We start from the raw sequence: 18,054 nt of genomic DNA on the forward strand, positions 1-18,054 counted from the left end.
ACTCAACCTGTTCAGGGCGCATAACCAATGGCAGCGTAGTCTTGCGGGCCGAAAAGCAAGCGGTTCAAGGGGACGTTGATCGCCTCATCGGTACCTTGCAGTAAAAGCGACGGGTCCCCCGGATGCCTTGGATCGATCTCGACGCGCTCAAAACCTCGTGCTTTAAGCAGGAAGGCGACCAATGCCGGTGGCAACGGATTGCGGTGCGTGGGGTCGACGTAGAAGTTGCAGGCGCCGGTGATCAGGTTTTCAGGGTTGGGTGTCTCAAAAATCACCACGCCGCCTGGGCATACCACACGACGCGCTTCATCGATCAGCCGTACCAACACGCCCAAAGGTAGGTGTTCAATGATATGGAAGGCAGTCAAGCCCCCGAGGCTATTGGCAGGGAGAGCGGCTAGATACTGCAGCGCATCACCCATGTGAACTTCAAGCCCCGCCTGCTTGCAACTCTCGATCATGGCAGTGTTGGAGTCGACGCCAATAGCTCGAATGCCCTCCTCCTTGAGAAGTTGCAACCACTCGCCACGACCGCAACCCAAGTCCAGTACTGGCAGCGAAGGTTGTTCCGGGTCGAATTGGAAGTAATCGAGATTGCGCTTCAGGCGTTCGCGCACCAGCTCGGGCGACCCGCGGAAACTTGCTTCAAACTCCAGGTAGAGATCGGCCGGCATGCCGATGTCCTCTACAGGTGCCTGGACGGTTCCTACCGCTCGCTCAACAGCGGGACGCGCCGCCTGAAGCCCCGCAATGGTCAGCGCCTGCTCACGGAGCACGTGCTCCAAGCGGCGCATGCGTTCAATCAGGTACTGCTCGTTCTGCTGAATGGCCAGGCCATGGGTATACAGGCTCTGGTTCGTCTGGTTCTGAACCTGTACGCCAATGTTGCGCAGGCGTGCCTGACCGTCAGCAATATGCCACTCCAATGCGCTCAGCCGTTGGGGCAACTCGCCCAAGACAGCAAGCTGCTGCCGCAAGCGCAGTACACCTGGTATCCGTACGGCAACAGCATGTGCCAGGGTGAGCGACACATTTTTGAGGGTGGCGCCGCCTGGCCGCTGCCGTGCGCGGGTGAGGAAGTTCATGATCCGCGGATGGCTGAGCAAGCGACCGACCACCGGCAACTGCCTCAGACGGCGATATAGACTAGGCGGTGGTGTTTGAGCAGGTGGTGCATCGTCGGGTACAGAAGCAGCCACCGCTTCGGCTGGCGCGGGTGCTTCATGCCTGGGCGGGAGGAAGCCTTCCAGGTCAAGCAGTTCGAACGTATGCACCAGATCGTTGGGCACGTCACTGGGGCGCTGTGCGGCCTCGGCGCTGGCGGTTACCCGCTCGTACTCCCTAAGGGTCACCTCAGCTTCAATGGTCTTTTGCAGTTTTTTGAGATCGATAGTCATTATTTGGGTTCAAAACTGGTTGAGTGGCCAGCGTATGGCACTTGATGAGTACGCTACGGGAACACCATGGGTGGTCATTCTACGCAGGTCGTCTTGCCAGCGTCGAGCAAGCCCCCATAGGCCAATAACAGCTGAAAACCGTCGCTGATTTAAAAACGCGCTGCACGGTATGCTGCACCCTAGTCGAGCTTGAATTCTGCTTGGAGGGCGCAGACGCCCGCAAAGTGCTTGTAGCTGCTGTTTCCAATGACGTTGAACACAACCGCCTTGTCCCACCAGTCAAAGTTGTCCTCAATGTGGTCGGCACCGCCATGCAGCGCCAAGGTCAAGCTATAGCTGCCCGGCCCTACATTGAAGGCAGGAATTGTGACGGTCACGGTCTGCTCTATGCCAGCCTCGACACCCAGGTCTCGCAGCTCTCCCCGTAGCCAGGTATTGGTACCGAAGATGTCATAGCCTGTACGGTCTTTGAACATGAAACCCAAGGACAGATCGTAGATGGGCTCGTTTGCCCGGATCTTGAGGGTCAATGTCAGAGGCGCGCCTACATCCAGCATGGTTGCAGCACGGCCATCACTGCTGAGCGTTAGCTCCTCAATTCGTGCCTTCCCGTTACCTGAGCGCCCCGCATAAGGTGCATTGACCGCCTGCGCCTGCAAGGAGCCTTCTTCCTTGCGCGCGATGAGTGCATTGTAATAGTCGAGCACTTCATCAGGGCGTCCGTCCATGAGCATCTTGTGGTCACCCAACAAGATGGCGCGATCGCACAAGCTTTTGATAGCACCCGGATCATGGGACACGAAAAGCAACGTTGTTCCCTGTTCTCTGAACTCACGAATACGCGCGAACGATTTGTGCTGGAAGTACGCATCGCCAACCGCCAGTGCCTCGTCAACGATCAGCACCTCTGGGCGAACTGCCGTTGCCACGCTGAACGCAAGACGCACGAACATCCCTGAAGAATAGGTGCGCACGGGCATGTCAAAGTAGTGCCCAATTTCAGCGAACGCTTCGATCTCTGGCATCAGTGCGACAATTTCTGCGCGCTCGAGCCCCTGCATACGCCCCGCTAGTGCCACGTTCTGACGGCCAGTGAACTCTGGGTGAAAACCCATGCCCAGCTCCAATAGCGCCGCGATGCGTCCGGTGGTTGAGATCGAACCCTCAGTGGGCATGGCGGTGCCGGTGATCATCTTGAGCAGCGTACTTTTGCCAGCACCGTTAACGCCGATAATGCCTACGGACTCGCCTTGACCTACATTGAAGCTGACGTTCCGGATGATCCAGTTCTGGTCACGCTTACAAAAGCCCAACCACGTACCAAGCGCGTGCCAGCGGCCTTTGAGTTTCGGGTAGGCCTTGCCTACATTGCTTACTTGAATTGTCATATCAGATCTGATCCAGGAGGTCGTTGTAGCTGCGCTGATACAAGACAACAGCAAGGACAAGGACGATGACGGCAAAGACGAACGGGTAGCCCAGCTGGGCCAAGCCTACAGGTTCGCCCAGCAACGCTTTCTGAGCGGTGAGCACCGTCGGAAACACCGGGTTCCACGAGAGCACAGACTGGGTATGTTCCGACAGGATACTCAAGGGATACACGATTGGCGTTGCCCAGAACAACGCCTGAAAAAAGACGTCACTCAGTTGGCCGATATCCCGGAAGAATACGTTCAGGGTCGCCAGTAAAGCCCCTACGGCAATCCCCAGCAAAACGGTAGTCGCCAGCACGGCAAGCAACACCCAGGCGGTGGACATGATCGGGAAGCCAGAAAACAGCATGAACAGGACGACCAGAACCAACAGTATGAAGCTGTTGAGGGCTGCCGTGGCAATCACGGGAATGAAGAGAATGAACTTGGGGAAGCTGGACTTCTTGATCAAGTTTGCATGTTCGAGGAACACGCCCTTGCCTCGCTGAACCAGCTCCAGCAGCAAGTTCCACGTAATCAGGCCGGCGCAGAGATAAATACTGTAGGCGTATTGATGTTCAATCCCAGGCATACGGGCTTGCATCAAACGCGAAAAAATCACGGTATAGATGAAGACCATGAATATCGGCGGGACGACCAACCATAACGCGCCGAATGTGGAGCCTGCGTAACGACTCTTGATTTCACGCAGCGTGATCGCGAATATTAACCCTCGGTAGCGCAGAACGTCTCTCACCAAAAACAGCGGCGTTTTCATATTACTTGGCTCACAGTAGTCATAAGGTTTCCTGTCAATAAGGCTCCAAAAGCCCGTGGGTAATGCCCTACCCAATAGAAAAAAAACAATGTGGTCTTTGCTTGTCGGTCAAGATCCAACCGCACGGTAGACCTCCAACGTCTCCGAGGCGCAGCGCCTCCAGGAAAAATCGGCAGCTCGGCGCAGGCCGCTCTCAGCCAAGGTGGCGCGGTCAATGGGGTTGCTCAAGAGATGGTTCAGCTTTTCACTCATCTGCTCAATAGCACCCGCCTGCACCAGCAGAGCACTTCCTGCGGTGAACTCTGCCATTGAGGTGCCTGTAGTACATATCACCGGCACCCCACTTTGCATCGCTTCCAAGACTGGCAAGCCAAAGCCTTCATACACTGAGGGATAGGCAAAGACTGCCGTACCTGCATAGAGCGCTGGCAAATCTGAGCTAGGTACAAACGACAGCTGGCGCACACCATGGCTTGCCTCAAGCGCTTTGATACGATTGCCAAGCGCCTGATTGTGCCACCCAGGTGCACCAGCAAGTACCAGTGGGTACTCGGCACGAATGGCAATGGGCAGCCCACACCAGGCCTCTACCAGCGTATCTACACCCTTGCGTGGCTCGAGTGTTCCCACAAACAGTACATAGCGGCCGTGGTGCAGACCATAACGCTGCAAGGTCGCCTGGGTGAGATCTGCTGTTCTCGGCCGGTAAGCCTCGGATGCTCCCAGATACACCGTTCGGATCTTGTTACCTTGTATGCCGAAGTCACCCATCAGCTCGTCTCGAATCACATTTGAGTCGGTAATCAGGTAATCGGCGCGCTTGAGCGTCTCAGGTAATTTAGAGGTCAGCCACTCCACCCGTTTACGCGGATGGAACTGCGGGTAATGCAGGAAGGAAAGATCGTGGATAGTCGCTACGCAAGGACCTGCGTGGGGCTTGAGGATGAAGTTCGGCTCATGATAAAGGTAGTTCCGGCGCTCGCCCGCACGCACGTAGCGGCGAGCATTAAGCAGCATCTCTCTGGCCCTAGACGTGAACGTCCACCGCTTCAGAATGCTCCGCACCTGGGCTTCGAGTAGTTTAGGGACACTTTGCCCGGGGGCGCCCACCGAGGGCGTTGCGTAGCGCTCACTGTCAGCAGCACAACGCATCAACGCATGCTCAGCGGTGGAGAAATTTGCACCTTGGAAGCACTCGGCATCCACCCCTTCCATCGTCAGGAACTGCTCCAGAAGATTAAAGGTGTAGTTGCCGATTCCTGTCAGTGGCGGGACTAGGGATTCTGTATTGAGCAGCAGCTTCATCTGGCTATTCAGCCCCTGATCAAACGCGCAATCTCATTGACGCGATGCTCGATCAATGGATGGTCACCCCGGCTTTCCACGTTCAGGCGCAGCAGGGGCTCGGTGTTGGAGCCGCGCAGGCTGAAACGCCAGTCGGCGAAGGCCACGCTGATGCCGTCGGTGCGGTCGACGCTGGGGTTTTGCGGCAGGTAGTGGTTCAGGATCTTGTCGATGGTGCCTTTCACATCGGCCACTTCGTAGTTGATCTCGCCGCTGCACGGGAACTTGGCGATACGCTCGTCCACCAGCTGGGCCAGGGTCTTGCCGGTCACGCTCATCAGCTCGGCCACCAGCAGCCACGGGATGTTGCCGCTGTCGCAGTAGGCAAAGTCGCGGAAGTAGTGGTGGGCGCTCATTTCGCCGCCGTATACGGCGTCTTCGGCGCGCATGCGCTCCTTGATGAAGGCATGGCCGGTCTTGCTCTGGATGGCCACGCCACCGGCTGCTTCTACCTGTTCGATGGTGTTCCAGGTCAGGCGCGGGTCGTGGATGATCTTGCTGCCAGGGTGCTTGGCCAGCAGCATCTCGGCCAGCAGGCCGACCACGTAGTAGCCCTCGATGAAGCGGCCCTGGTTGTCGAAGAAGAAGCAGCGGTCGAAGTCGCCGTCGAAGGCAATGCCCATGTCGGCACCGGTGTCGAGCACGGCCTGACGGGTCAGGTCGCGGTTTTCTGGCAGCAGCGGGTTGGGGATGCCGTTGGGGAAGTTGCCGTCCGGCTCGCCGTTGATCAGGGTGATGTCCAGGGGCAGGCGTGCCTTGAGCAGCTCGATCACCGGGCCTACAGCGCCGTTACCGGGGTCGGCCAGCACCTTGAGCGGCTTGAGGGTGTCGAGGTTGACGTAGGTGAGCAGGTGGTCGATATAGGCGGTCTTGTCCAACACCTCGCGCACCTGGCCCGGCTGAGCGGCAGGCTCACCCAGGCTGCCGGCTTCGACGCGCTGGCGGATGTCGTTCAGGCCCGTGTCGCCGCTGATCGGGCGCGACTGCTCGCGCACCAGCTTCATGCCGTTGTAACCCTTGGGGTTATGGCTGGCGGTGATCATCACGCCGCCGTCGGCCTGGTGGTGGCTGGTGGCAAAGTACACTTCTTCAGTACCGCACAGGCCGATGTCGATCACGTCGGCGCCGCCTTCGGTCAGGCCTTTGATCAGCGCCAGCGACAAACCGGGGCTTTCCAGGCGCATGTCACGACCAACGACGAAGACCTTGCCGTTCAATTCCAGCACTAGCGCTCGACCGATGCGGTAGGCAATATCGTCGTTCAGTTGAGAAGGAACCTGGCCTCGAATGTCATAGGCCTTGAAGCATTGGGTCTGGATGGGATCGAACATTGTCTTCCAACTCAAGTGCCGAGGCCACCCTTGGGTGGCCACCGGTGAAGAATGAAACGCGAGCCGTCCCCGCGCCGTTGCGAGCCCGTATGGCAACAAAGATCGGCGCAGGTTCAGTGACGGCTAGTTAGTGCAGCGGCCGTAATTGTCTTCGAAGCGGACAATATCGTCTTCGCCCAGGTAGTCACCGCTCTGGACTTCGATCAGCACCAGATCGATGACACCAGGGTTTTTCAGGCGGTGCTTATGGCCAGCACGGATGAACGTGGATTCATTGGTGTTGAGCATCAGCTCCTGGTTGTCGTTGACCACGACGGCCATGCCACTGACCACGATCCAGTGCTCACTGCGGTGGTGATGCATTTGCAATGACAGGGATGCCCCTGGCTTGACGACGATACGCTTGATCTTGAAACGCTCACCGTTTTCCAACGTGGTGTAGGTGCCCCACGGACGGTGTACCGTCTGGTGCAGGAGATGAGCCGTATGGGATTGTGCCTTGAGCTGCCCGACGATGTGCTTGACGTCCTGGGCGTGATCCTTGTGAGCGACCAGCACCGCATCGGGTGTATCGATGACCAGCAGATCCTTTACACCAACCAATGCCGTCAGACGACCTTCGCTGTTGACGTAGTTATTGCTAGCGCCATGAGCGAGGACTTCGCCTTCGAAACGGTTGCCGTCCTGGTCGACCGAGGTCAGTTCGCTGACCGCATTCCAGGAGCCGATGTCGTTCCAGCCGATGTCGCACGGTACTGTCGCCACCTTGCTGGAGCGCTCCATCAGCGCATAGTCGATGGAGATGTCCGGGGCCTTGGCAAACTGCTCAGTGTCCAGCGTGAGCCAACTGTCGGCACCGCTGGTGGCCAGGCGCGAGGCTGCCAGTGTTTGCTGAGCCACTTCCAGCACCTCTGGCGCGTGCTGGTGCAGCTCGGCCAGTACGGTACCAACCCGGAAGCAGAACATGCCCGAGTTCCAGAAATAGTTACCGGCGGCGATATAGCCTTCGGCCGTTTTCAGGTCGGGTTTTTCGACGAAGCGGGCGACGGTGAGGCCGCCGGACTCACCACAGCTGTGGGAGGCCTCGATGTAGCCAAACCCTGTTTCAGGGTATTGAGGCTGAATACCGAACGTCACCAGCCAGCCCTCGGCGGCCAGCTGTTGTGCGGTGGCAACCGCGCGGGCAAATGCCTGCTCGTCCTGGATCAGATGGTCTGCGGCCAGCACCAGCATCTGCGCGTCGTCACCTTGGGCCTTCTGCAGCTGCAGCGCAGCCATGGCAACAGCGGCTGCCGTGTTACGGCCGAAAGGCTCCAGAATGTAGCTTTGCGCATGGCCGCTCTGGTTGACCGTGCGGTATTCGTCTTCAGTCTTGAACAACAGTTCACGGTTGGTGACCGTCATCACCTGGGAAACTCCTGGCAGCCGCGAGGCGCGCAGGAAGGTTTTTTGAATGAGGTTCTGACCACCAGGCAGCGTCATGAATGGCTTGGGGTGCGCTTCTCGCGACACGGGCCATAGCCGGCTGCCGACGCCACCTGAAAGAATTACTGGGACCAGGTCCATATATCTAATCCTTAACTGCCACGGTCATGGCATCTGACAATTTACTGAAAAAGCTTGATTCATCACGACGATAACCACGCTTAATGTTTTGCATGCTCTGCTATTAACGGAGCGCATCAGCCAGCACTAGTCCATATGCCGAAAGAATATCAGGAAACCCCCTACCAGTCTTGCCTGCTGCGGCCCTGCGCGCAGCGTGCCGCCTAGCAGGCTGCCAATCGGCATCCACAGTGCGCTGTCAGAGTCGCTCACTTGATGGCGCCCGCTGCAGAGTTGCGTTTGATGACTGCGATGCTGAGTGCTCCTCTGCCGGCTGCAACCTGACGTTTGAAATACCAAGGCCCAAAAGGCGCTCGTCAGCGCTGGCCCCTAGCGCGCTAGGACTGGTCGGAGCCGATGGCATAATTTCAATGGTGTTCCCCTTGACTCCCTCGAAGGTGATCTTGCGGATGCTTTGAGTGTCGCTGAACACGGCTTGACGCGTGACGCCACCCGCTACTACCGTGACCGGCACACCTACATTCGGACCGTAGGCCAAGGCGCTGATTTGGAGAACAAAAGCCGGCGGCAACGGGTGCTCGAAGACAAGACTGGCAGGTCCTAAGCGGGCGTCGGTCCAGCGTCCCCAGTTTTCAGTGAGGGAGAAGCCGGTAATCTTTTTTAGAAAGTCCGGGATGCCACCCTTGTTCAAATCGATGCCCTGCTCCAGCGTTGCTGGATATCTACCTAGCCGCGGCTCGAGGAACTCGGTAAAGCTTGGCAGCAGCACCATGTTGCCATGCCCGCTCAAATGGTCACCGTCAAAAAACAGCGGCTTGTTGCCGTCCATGGCGTTGCAGACCTCATCTGAACACAGAACGGGAAGCGGGTCCCATACCTCGACATTGGACAAACGCGAAGCGATGTTGGCGTAGCTCGTTAATACGGGCGCCCTCAATGCCTCGAGCATGCTACGCGGCATTTCGAAGCCGGGCGCGCAGATTGGATTGTCCTGGTCGAACCAGTCGGCACACCTGAATAGGGGCGCCTTGTACAAAGGTTTTGGCGCCTCGAATACAACCCGTACTCCCCGGTCTGTGAACTCCTTAAGCACAGACACAGCATAGTCTTCAGTTCGTTTGCGATCTGCATCCGCTTGCGTGCCAAACGTTTTATTTCTTACCGTCGCATCACCTATATACGCCCACTGATCCACGAAGCGCCACATTCTAAGGGAGGGCAGAAATAAGATATCGCCACCTTTTATACGCATCCGAAGATCAGCCAGCGCGGCGTCGGTGTTACGTCTGCAGACGCTGTTGTCCATATCGCGTTCAGGCTGGAGGCTAATGAAAGGACAACCCCCGTTGTTGTAAGCATTGATCTGCGTTGCATGCCGAATGGCGTATTGCTTGAACATACTCGCGTAGGCAAGCGCATGTGAGTCGCCGATTACATAAAGGCTTGCGTCATTGCGCGGACGGTCGTCCCTGCACCCTACAGGGTTATAGCTGAACATCCAGCCGCCGCCCACAAGGTGCCAATCCGGTTCTGCAACGCAACCTGGGTAGTTAGGATCGCGCGAATAGCCGTCTGGGTACCAGATGTCCGGATGCTTTGTCACTTGACTCAACGAAAGCTGCGGGACGGCATTGTTGATGCCGCTGGCCAGCCAACAGGACAGCCCCACGACAGCCAGCCCACCCACAACGACGCCCGTTGGAGGCAATTTACGCAGTACTTTGGAGCGGCGAAAAGGGGTTTCCACAAAGCGGTATGACAGCCATGCTAATGCCACAGCTACTACAACAGCGCTCACCCACTGGGCTGGTGCATCAAGGCCATAGGTCCAGCGGAACAACACGAATACTGGCCAATGCCAGAGGTAAAGGGAATAGGAGATGCGCCCTATCATTACCAATGGTGCACTACCAATGAGGCGGTGTATTGCATGAATCTCTGGGTGATTATGCAGGGAATAGATCAAGCCAAGCGTCCCTAGCACCGCTAATAGCGCACCCGGCATGGGGAAGTGCTCAGGCCGAGAGACCCAAAACGCGACCAGTAGCGCGGACAGAGACAGCCCAGCTAATCCTGTTCGCCACCATTGAGCGGGCGTGTAGGTTGTGTGATCACAAGGGTTCCGGCTGATGTACTGGTACAGCAGCACACCGCTTGCCAGCTCCCAAAAACGGCCAGGGCTCAAGAAAAATGCCTGCGTCGGGCTGACTTGAGTTTGCCAGGCGGAAAAGCCTATGGACGCCGCCAGCCCGATACCGAACAGCACGACAGAACGCCAACGCGTGTGAGCCCCGCCCATCCATGCCAAGTACAAAACTGGAAACACTAAGTAAAACTGTTCCTCCACAGCCAATGACCAGGTATGGGTGTAGGGGTTGAATTCGGCGGTAGGTGCGAAATAGTCGCGACCGGTGCCGGCTAAGATGAAATTACTTATGCCTAGAAAAGCATAGAGTCCAGTTTGTTGGTTGACATTGCTCAGCCAAGAAGATGGAATGAACAACGCGGACACATACGCTGTGAGCAAGAGACACACAATCAGTGCAGGGAAGATCCGCTTGATGCGACGGGCATAGAAAAACGCAAAAAACTGTAAAATCGAGCCACTTCGGTAATTGGCGATGGAAGCGCTTACAATGAAGCCCGAAATGACGAAAAAGACGTCAACGCCGACGAAACCGCCGGGAAGCCATGCGGCATGCAGGTGATAGATCACTACCGACAAAACGGCAAATGCACGTAAGCCGTCTATATAGGGGTAGTAGGAACCATGAGCGCTTTGCCCCGGCACTTTCTGGATCATGTTGTGTCCTAAACTGCTGAATCGTCTGTGAGGAGAGAAATTGGCGTCTTGTTCTCATACGGCCGGGCTGGTCCCAAGCGGTGCTTAAAATAGCACGGGGGCTGGTTTTTTGGACGGCAACGGCCTATGGATGAGCCCCGCACGATGCACCGGCTAAGGTGGACTGCGCGCAACCCTCGCAAATACTCACCTGCGACGTGACTGCAAACCGTGCCATCAGAGTTCAAACCCAGAAAATAATTCACCCCTGTCTGCCTAATCTTCCGGAATGCTGATCTTCGTGGGCCATTGCAGGCGCCGATAGCAGCGTGCCAGTGCCTTGGACAAGGCAACCTTTGCTGTGCGCTCGCCGTGCACCAGCACCACCGCATGGGGTGCTTGCATCATCCCCGTTGCAAACGCCACTAACCCCGCCTGGTCGGCATGCCCCGAGTACCCCGACGCGTTCAGGACTTTGGCTGCGATAGCGTAACCCCGCCCCTCCAGTTCCACCTGCACCACACCCGGCGCCCTACAGCTGGCCTGAATCACCGCCCCAGGCGTCCCCTTGGCCTGGTGGCCTACGAACATCACTTCATGCCTGGGGTCGCCCAGCATGCCCTTGAGGTAATTGACGATGCGCCCGCCCGAGCACATGCCATTGCCTGCAATGACGATGGCGGGCCGGCCGGTGCTTTTGAGGTAGTTGACCACCTGCTGGTGGCGGGCGTGGGTGTCTACGCTGATCAGCTGGCCGAATGCGAGCGGGTCGCGGCCACCTGCCAAGCGCGCCCTGGCCTGTTCGTTCCAATAAGGGTGCAGGTCGCGGTAGGCCTGGGTGATGCGCTGGGCCAGGGGCGAATCGAGAATGATCGGCAGCTGCGACCAATCCACGGGTTCGCCTTGTGGCGAGGGGCCCGTCTTGCCCAGCAGGGCCTTGCGGTGCAGGACATCTTCAAGATCATGGAGCAGTGCCTGGGTGCGCCCCAGGCTGAAGGCCGGGATCAGCAAGGTGCCGTGATCGGCCAGCGCGCGGTCGATGGCCGCTTCCAATCGCTGGATGCGATCACCCGTGGGTGGGTGAAGGCGGTCGCCATAGGTGCTTTCCAGCACCAGCACATCGGCACGCTCCGGGGGCTGCAAGGGGCGCAGCAAGGGATCGTTGCCGGGGCCCAGGTCACCTGAAAATACATAGCGCGTGTTGTTTGGCCCGTGCTGGATGTCGCATTCGACGTAGGCAGAACCCAAAAGGTGACCGGCACGCTGCAAGCGGATGGCGCAGGCCACCTGCGGGTGCTGAACCACGGCGTGCCAGTGCCCGAAGGGCAAGGGCACGATCAGACTATGCACCAGGGCGATGTAGCGGGCTACCTGGGCAGGTGCGCTGTCGATGCCGAGTTTGAAGGCGTCTTCGAGCACCAGGGGCAGTAACTTGGCAGAGGGCTCGCTGCAATAGATAAGGCCGCGGTACCCCTTGGCCAGCAATGCCGGAATGCGGCCTACGTGGTCCAGGTGCACGTGCGTGACGATCAGGGCCTGGACGCCGGTGATGTCGAACCCAAGCGCGCTGCCCTGCGCGCCCGGCGTTACATCGGCGCCCTGCTCGGCACCGCAGTCGACCAGCAGGCTGACGCCAGGGCCAAGATGAAGCTGATGGCAGGAACCCGTCACGCCGCGTACAGCGCCGTGGTGGGTTAGGCCGGGGTAATCCATGCTGCGCACTCTCGCCGGGGCTAAAACGAAGTGGGCAATTAGTCCATGGTGACCGTGGCTTTAATAGGCAGACATTTCCTAAAGCACTATAAGAAAAATCCTCACCTGCCGCTCAGCGCCGCTTCGCGGGCCGAAGCCCGGATTTTGCGCTTGCTGCGCTGCACACCATAGGCGCCCAGCAAAGGCCCAACGGCCAGGCCAATGATCAACGCGGCCAGCACCACCACTGCCACCGGCACCTGTGGCGCAACCCAGCCAAACAGGGTCAAGGCTACGGTCTGCTGGTTTTCCAGCACGAAGAACAGCACTACAGCCGCCAGCAGCAGGACGAAGACAGCTGCCAGTGCACGCTTGAGGTTACGCATCGGGTTGCTCCTAGGGAATCAGGTATTGGCCTCGTCTTCTTCATTGACCCGATCACGCAATTCCTTGCCGGGTTTGAAGTGCGGAACGAACTTGCCTTCGAGGCTGACCGACTGGCCGGTCTTGGGGTTGCGACCTACCCGTGGTGCCCGATAATGCAGCGAGAAGCTGCCAAAACCGCGGATCTCGATGCGATCACCGGTAGCAAGGCATTGTGACATCTGTTCAAGCATGGTCTTGATGGCCAGCTCTACGTCCTTGGACGAGAGTAGCCCTTGATGGGTGACAATACGTTCGATCAGCTCCGACTTCGTCATGATTTTCCCTTCGTTATCAAGCAGCTAGATCATTGCTTAACCAGTTTGTAGCACGGTGCGAGGGATTTGAACAGGTCGGTTCTTGACTTATTCGAAGAATGTTGGTCCAGCCTGCCGGGCAAGAGTGGACAGCAACGCGTCGTGCCTGGGCGCAGCCAAAGGCCTGGGACCGATGTGCAGCATATAGATAGCACCGAGTGCCGTGGCACGCTTGGAACATTGTGGAAAGAACCCACAAGGAGCTCCACGCATGCCCTCTGCCCTCCCCTCTCCACCTGCACATGACCTCAATCGTGCCGTCGCCCTGCGCTTTGCAAGCCGCCCCACCTTGCGCCAGGTGGTAGGTGAGCAACTGATGAACCTTATCATCGCGCATTACCCCAAGGTGGCTGTTCACCGCCCCGACATGAAGTGTGCTGAGCCACTGAAATTTCTTCGCTGGCACATTGACGGCTACTGGACAGTCACCCCGCTGGTCGACGTTGTACTGCAACGCTTTCTTGATAATGCGCCGGTGGACTTTTCCAGCCAGGACCGCTTCAGCCTTAAACCACCGCTTCGTTTTTTTGCCATCCCCGACGCGTGCGAAACAGCCGATGATGACCTCGTCGACCCCGGCACGCTGAACGACGCATTCAACGCGTTTCTACCGACCCTTCATACGTGCTTTGAACAGGCTCAGATCGATTACTGGAATGCAGGCAACGGCAATGATCACGACACTTGGGTTCAACAGGTGCTTCGCGCTGGGCTTCTGAGTGGGCTGACCGATCAGACATTGACCGCCGATGAGCGCCGGTGCTTGAACGATCTGCTTCTCGAAAGAACTGAAGGTTTCGCTGTGCACGCCGTACGCATACATCGGCGCCTCGACCAAGGCAGCACCCGTGAACTGCTGCCTGGGCTGCTGGTGAGCGCCAGTAGCGAAGTGGCCAACGTGACACTCTGGTGCACGAGCGCAGGCGGTGTGAAAGGCTTCAGTTCACTAGACGCTTTTGGTGCCTACCTGCAGACGCAACACAGGCTGACGGAGACCGACGACGGTTTTTCGTGGGCGCTTTACGAAGCCGACGGCAACGCGTTTGCCTTGTTGTCCAGCGTGCTGCTCGAAATCCTGTTGTCGCGATTGAACCGCGTACGGTTGAGCGATCTGAACACGGTAGATGAGTTGGCCTCGGCCTACCAGGCCGTGGTCGACCCCTCGCCGTTCTTCGCCCAATTGGCCGATCTGCCCATTCAAAAGCTGGCCATAGAGTTGCCTGAGAAGCTGTTGAACGCCGACTTCAACGGGCAGAGCCGCTATCTGCAGGCGCTGCTGGACGTCTGTGTGTTACAAGCTTCCCAGGGCAATGCCCAGTGCCCCACAGAGCCGGACGACCTGCATACCTACGCACGGCACACGTTGCGTGAACAGATGCTGGCCGATCATCCTGCTGACGGCGCCTTCGACGCGGACGAGTTGATACTGACCGTCAATACCTACGCCAATGACGGCCATGGGCTGGGGTTCCCACAACTGATAGAAAGCAAAACGCTGACCTTGACCGAGTACGCCATCGGTCGCCTTGAGGCAACCGGCGCGAGCCCTGTGGCAGCTGTAGCCCATCGCACTCATGAAGAGCTCCCTGCCTGGCTTGACCCCGAGTACTTGCGCCAATTGGTTGCCACTGTTGACATAGGCGGCAACTACCCGCGCTACCTCGATGGCTTGCTTGGGGATGAACAGTACAAAGCCACGCACCTCGCCGCCTTTACCGCGCACTGGCGAAGGGGGCTGATGCTCGATGCCGCCTACGCACTCTGTGCCCGGCATATCGACCCACACAGCTATGAGGCGGTGGCCAGTTTCTGCCGTGTACCCGCAAGCGATGAGCAAGCATTGGCCATCGCGCCCCTGGCCTTCAAGCGCTCGCCCGACTCGCAGCTGATCGACAAGGCGCACGGTTTCTTTGTCATTCAGGTGGCCGATAGCGGCGCGCTGTTGCTGTATTGCCCGATGTACAAAGGTGCGCTCAAACAGTTCAAGAACCCGCAAGCCCTCATGCAGGAGATTGCCCGGCCCGGCCGCGTGCAGGAAGGCGTGCTGGCTTGGCTGGACCAAACGCACCGCGACGTGTACGACAACGGTGGCTTCAAAGAGCCTCACCTGCCGCACTGGGTGTTCGACCCGTATGAGCACCTGGACAAACCGGCCCCGGTCGAACCCGCCCTGACGTTCTGGACCGATGACATTGATGCGAACCTGTTCGAAGCCAGGCGCGCGATGCTGCTCGAACTGGCCGATCGCAGTGCCATGAGCAACAGTGAGGTACGCTGGCGGTCGATCAAGACGTTCGCCTGGCAATTGCTTAACGTGGTCGCGCCCGTGCTCCCGGGGCCGATCTCTTCGATTGCTTTGCTGTACATCGGTATAAATGCCATAGCCGAAGACCTGAAATTGCTGCTTGAAGGCAGCGCTACGGATCGAACCCAAGCTGTGGTGGATCTGCTCAACAACACACTGATGGTGTTGATCCATGCACAGCTGCCCAAAACCGAGCCGCCGCATGCCGGGGCAACTGCACTGACGGTCGATGCAGCTTCGATCCGCTTGGGCGGCGATGCCGATCCGTTGCCGCTGCCTGAGCCGGGCAGTGTGGCTCCTGTCGAGGCGCTGCAGGCCCAAGCGACCACTCAACTCGATTTTTCGTGGCGGGGCGCTCAGGGTTTCGACGCGCTGTCCGGCGCTCAACGCACGCAACTGCACGCCATGGCGGCCTCGGTAAGCCTGGAGGGCCAATCGGCGATCGAGCAAGGGCCTCTCGACGGGCTGTATGAACTTGAGCATGGGCTCTATGTGCGGCTGCAAGGACAAGTTTATGCGGTCGAGTCTGCCGATGGGCTTACCCGCATCATCGGCCCGGATGGCAGGCAGGGGCCACCGATCAGGCGTGACTCACAAGGTTGGCGTATCGACACGCGACTGCGAGGCGGCGGGGACCGACCCGGCTCAAGCACCCGGCAGCGATTGCGCGAACGCTTGGTAACCCGGATCCAGACGGCGCTGCAGGCGGTCGAGCAAAGCCTCGCCAACGCCGATAGAGGCGCTGCTGAATATGAAAGCTTGCGCCAACGTATCGAGGCTGCTCGTGCGCAATGGCTGAAAGTGGAGGAGCGGCTCAAGCAACCGCCGCCGCAAGATCCTGAACAGCGTGCTCAGTTCGAGCGGGCAACCAGTCTGTTCGCCAAACGGCATACGGAGTTGCTGGACCAGATAAAGGACTTGCGTCACCAGCGTATCGAAGCCGCTGTAGGCATTTTCCAGAACTACCTTGAGGCCGAGCGCAACATGGTTGCGCTGCTTGATGACCGTAGCTATATGGCAAGCACCCGCAATGCACCAGAACAGCGGCGAGCGTTGGCAGATGTAAGGCGCAATTTGATTGGTTATGCGCAGTTCATCATCGAAGAGCAGCTGTATACCGGCAGGTTCGCCGAGTACGATCGACTGACCACGGCGCTCAATGACGCCTTGCCGCAGGAGCGGCAAGCTGCGTATGAGCAGTACCGTGAAGTACTTGAAAGCATGGTTATCGACCAGCCTTTGATCATTGAATATACAGCGGCGCTTGATCGGCTGCTTGCCGTTACCGATCTGGACATGACGGCACCGAGCATTCGAAAAACGGACAGGACCGTTGCCCAGATCATCGAAACGCGCACCACTACCACGGTAAACATACGGTTCTTCCAAGCCATGGGTTTGGTTGAGCTGGCGCTGCGTTTTGAAGCCTTGCAAGACTATTCGCACTATGCGGTGTTCAGGGCTGCACTCGCTGGGGAGCGCCTGCGGGTGGCCGCTAATTCTCACCACCTGTCCATGTTCGCCGATCTGCAGACTGCTCAGCGTATCGACATTCTGCAGAGTGCCTGGGATGAATATTCGGCGGCCATCCTCAACAGTCAGCGCATTGCCCAGCTGGGCAGCGAACTTGTGGATATCGGGCGCCTGGAGGCGTATCGGCAGCAAATGGTCGAGCTCAAGACCATGGCGGGCGACGCGCTGGTTACCGCATTGCGGGAGCAGGCCGTCGGCCAGCAGCACTCCACCACCCGGCCGGTCTATCCCCGCCAGGCGTTACAAGTGGCTACAACAGCGAACGGCCAGACGGTGATCGGTTCGGAGTCGATCGTAGAGGGGCGGCCTGTGCTGCAAGTTCGCGGGACCTTCAGCAAGACTGTACTGCATACCTTTACCCGGGAAAGTGGTACGTGGGTCGAAAGATTGCCAGCTGCTGGCACCTCATCGCCACCCAGAGCGCCTACACCGGAGAGCGAGCGTCAGGAACAAGCGCTGGCTGAAGGCATGCTTGCTCAGAATCAGAACGTACTTGCCAACGCGCGCAAGCTGGTTGAAGAAGATGTCGATAGCCATTCATTGACGTCAATGCTCGATGCCCAGATCGGGGAAGTGCAGACACTGCGGGATCAGCTCGCCGACAGCGAAGCTGAATCTGAACTGCTGCAGCGCCTGGACGATGCCCTGGTGAGCTTGCGCGAGGGTAAACGCGAGATGCTGGTCAAACTGCACAGCACCACACGCTTTCCCAGCGCAGAAGGCTTGCACTACTTGCACAAGCAAGGGCTGTTACGTGTGACCTATCAGGGGCCGCGGCAGCCACTGGCCGAAGATTATCTTGATGAATACCGCATCGATGTGCTCGAAGCGCCGGGCAGCGAGCGCGGCAAGCCGCTGTGGGCCGCGCACTTTCACTTCAATGATGCGGGTGCCGCGCCGACGGCGTTCGGCAAAGGTCATCTGAAACTGTGGCAGCAGCGCAAGCTGGGTTACAGGGAACAGGTCAGAAGCGCTGCCATGGGCGAGGAGTTACGTATTCACCGTGGCAACCTGACCTACGCTCAGGCACGTGGGGTGATTCCTTTCAACTGACCAGTCGCCGACGTGCCTTGACGGCTGCGAGCAATCGGGGCTAGCGCGCAGCCAGTTCGGCGCCCCGGCAAAGCCGCTTAGCGGCCGGTGGATGCTGCTGAGCCGGAGAGCCTTGATAGGC

11 protein-coding genes are annotated in these 18,054 nt (G+C 58.5%); 1 reads left to right on the plus strand and 10 read right to left on the minus strand.

Annotation, left to right across the window (positions count from 1 at the left end; all coding sequences use genetic code 11):
* Positions 1-11: 11 nt before the first annotated feature.
* The 10 genes from ACF8E5_RS15450 to ihfB all read right to left on the minus strand — a co-directional run bounded on the left by ACF8E5_RS15450 (position 12) and on the right by ihfB (position 13,003).
* A complete protein-coding gene (locus ACF8E5_RS15450) occupies positions 12-1,397 on the minus strand; it encodes a methyltransferase domain-containing protein (protein WP_392475493.1) in 1,386 nt (461 codons plus the stop codon).
* Positions 1,398-1,576: 179 nt separating this feature from the next.
* On the minus strand, positions 1,577-2,785 hold the full coding sequence (locus ACF8E5_RS15455; RefSeq protein WP_392475494.1) for an ABC transporter ATP-binding protein: 1,209 nt from the start codon (positions 2,783-2,785) through the stop codon (positions 1,577-1,579).
* Between the two features lies 1 nt (position 2,786).
* Positions 2,787-3,587, minus strand: coding sequence for an ABC transporter permease (locus ACF8E5_RS15460; RefSeq protein ID WP_144967191.1), 801 nt, complete (start codon positions 3,585-3,587; stop codon positions 2,787-2,789).
* 108 nt (positions 3,588-3,695) lie between these two features.
* The gene (locus ACF8E5_RS15465) at positions 3,696-4,892 is read right to left on the minus strand and encodes a glycosyltransferase family 4 protein (protein ID WP_392475495.1); all 1,197 of its coding nucleotides are present in this window, start codon (positions 4,890-4,892) and stop codon (positions 3,696-3,698) included.
* Positions 4,893-4,900: 8 nt separating this feature from the next.
* Positions 4,901-6,262: a phosphomannomutase gene (locus ACF8E5_RS15470; RefSeq protein ID WP_392475496.1), complete on the minus strand. Its 1,362-nt coding sequence runs from the start codon at positions 6,260-6,262 to the stop codon at positions 4,901-4,903.
* Between the two features lie 123 nt (positions 6,263-6,385).
* Entirely contained in the window at positions 6,386-7,828 is a 1,443-nt protein-coding gene (locus tag ACF8E5_RS15475; protein WP_058638473.1) for a mannose-1-phosphate guanylyltransferase/mannose-6-phosphate isomerase, read from the minus strand.
* Positions 7,829-8,066: 238 nt separating this feature from the next.
* Complete coding sequence (locus ACF8E5_RS15480) at positions 8,067-10,631, minus strand: acyltransferase family protein (RefSeq protein ID WP_392475497.1); 2,565 nt, start codon at positions 10,629-10,631, stop codon at positions 8,067-8,069.
* 255 nt (positions 10,632-10,886) lie between these two features.
* Positions 10,887-12,323 (minus strand): MBL fold metallo-hydrolase RNA specificity domain-containing protein, encoded by a 1,437-nt coding sequence (locus ACF8E5_RS15485; RefSeq protein WP_058638475.1) that lies wholly within the window; start codon positions 12,321-12,323, stop codon positions 10,887-10,889.
* A gap of 101 nt (positions 12,324-12,424) precedes the next feature.
* The gene (locus tag ACF8E5_RS15490; RefSeq protein WP_078478149.1) at positions 12,425-12,688 is read right to left on the minus strand and encodes a lipopolysaccharide assembly protein LapA domain-containing protein; all 264 of its coding nucleotides are present in this window, start codon (positions 12,686-12,688) and stop codon (positions 12,425-12,427) included.
* A gap of 18 nt (positions 12,689-12,706) precedes the next feature.
* The gene (gene ihfB, locus ACF8E5_RS15495; RefSeq protein ID WP_392475498.1) at positions 12,707-13,003 is read right to left on the minus strand and encodes an integration host factor subunit beta; all 297 of its coding nucleotides are present in this window, start codon (positions 13,001-13,003) and stop codon (positions 12,707-12,709) included.
* 250 nt (positions 13,004-13,253) lie between these two features.
* Here ihfB and ACF8E5_RS15500 point away from each other — a divergent pair, with 250 nt between their 5' ends.
* Entirely contained in the window at positions 13,254-17,933 is a 4,680-nt protein-coding gene (locus tag ACF8E5_RS15500; RefSeq protein WP_392475499.1) for a dermonecrotic toxin domain-containing protein, read from the plus strand.
* Positions 17,934-18,054 lie beyond the last annotated feature (121 nt).

The sequence above is a fragment of the Pseudomonas sp. WSY_20 genome, assembly GCF_043104335.1.
In the GTDB taxonomy this organism is placed as follows: Bacteria; Pseudomonadota; Gammaproteobacteria; order Pseudomonadales; family Pseudomonadaceae; genus Aquipseudomonas; species Aquipseudomonas parafulva_B.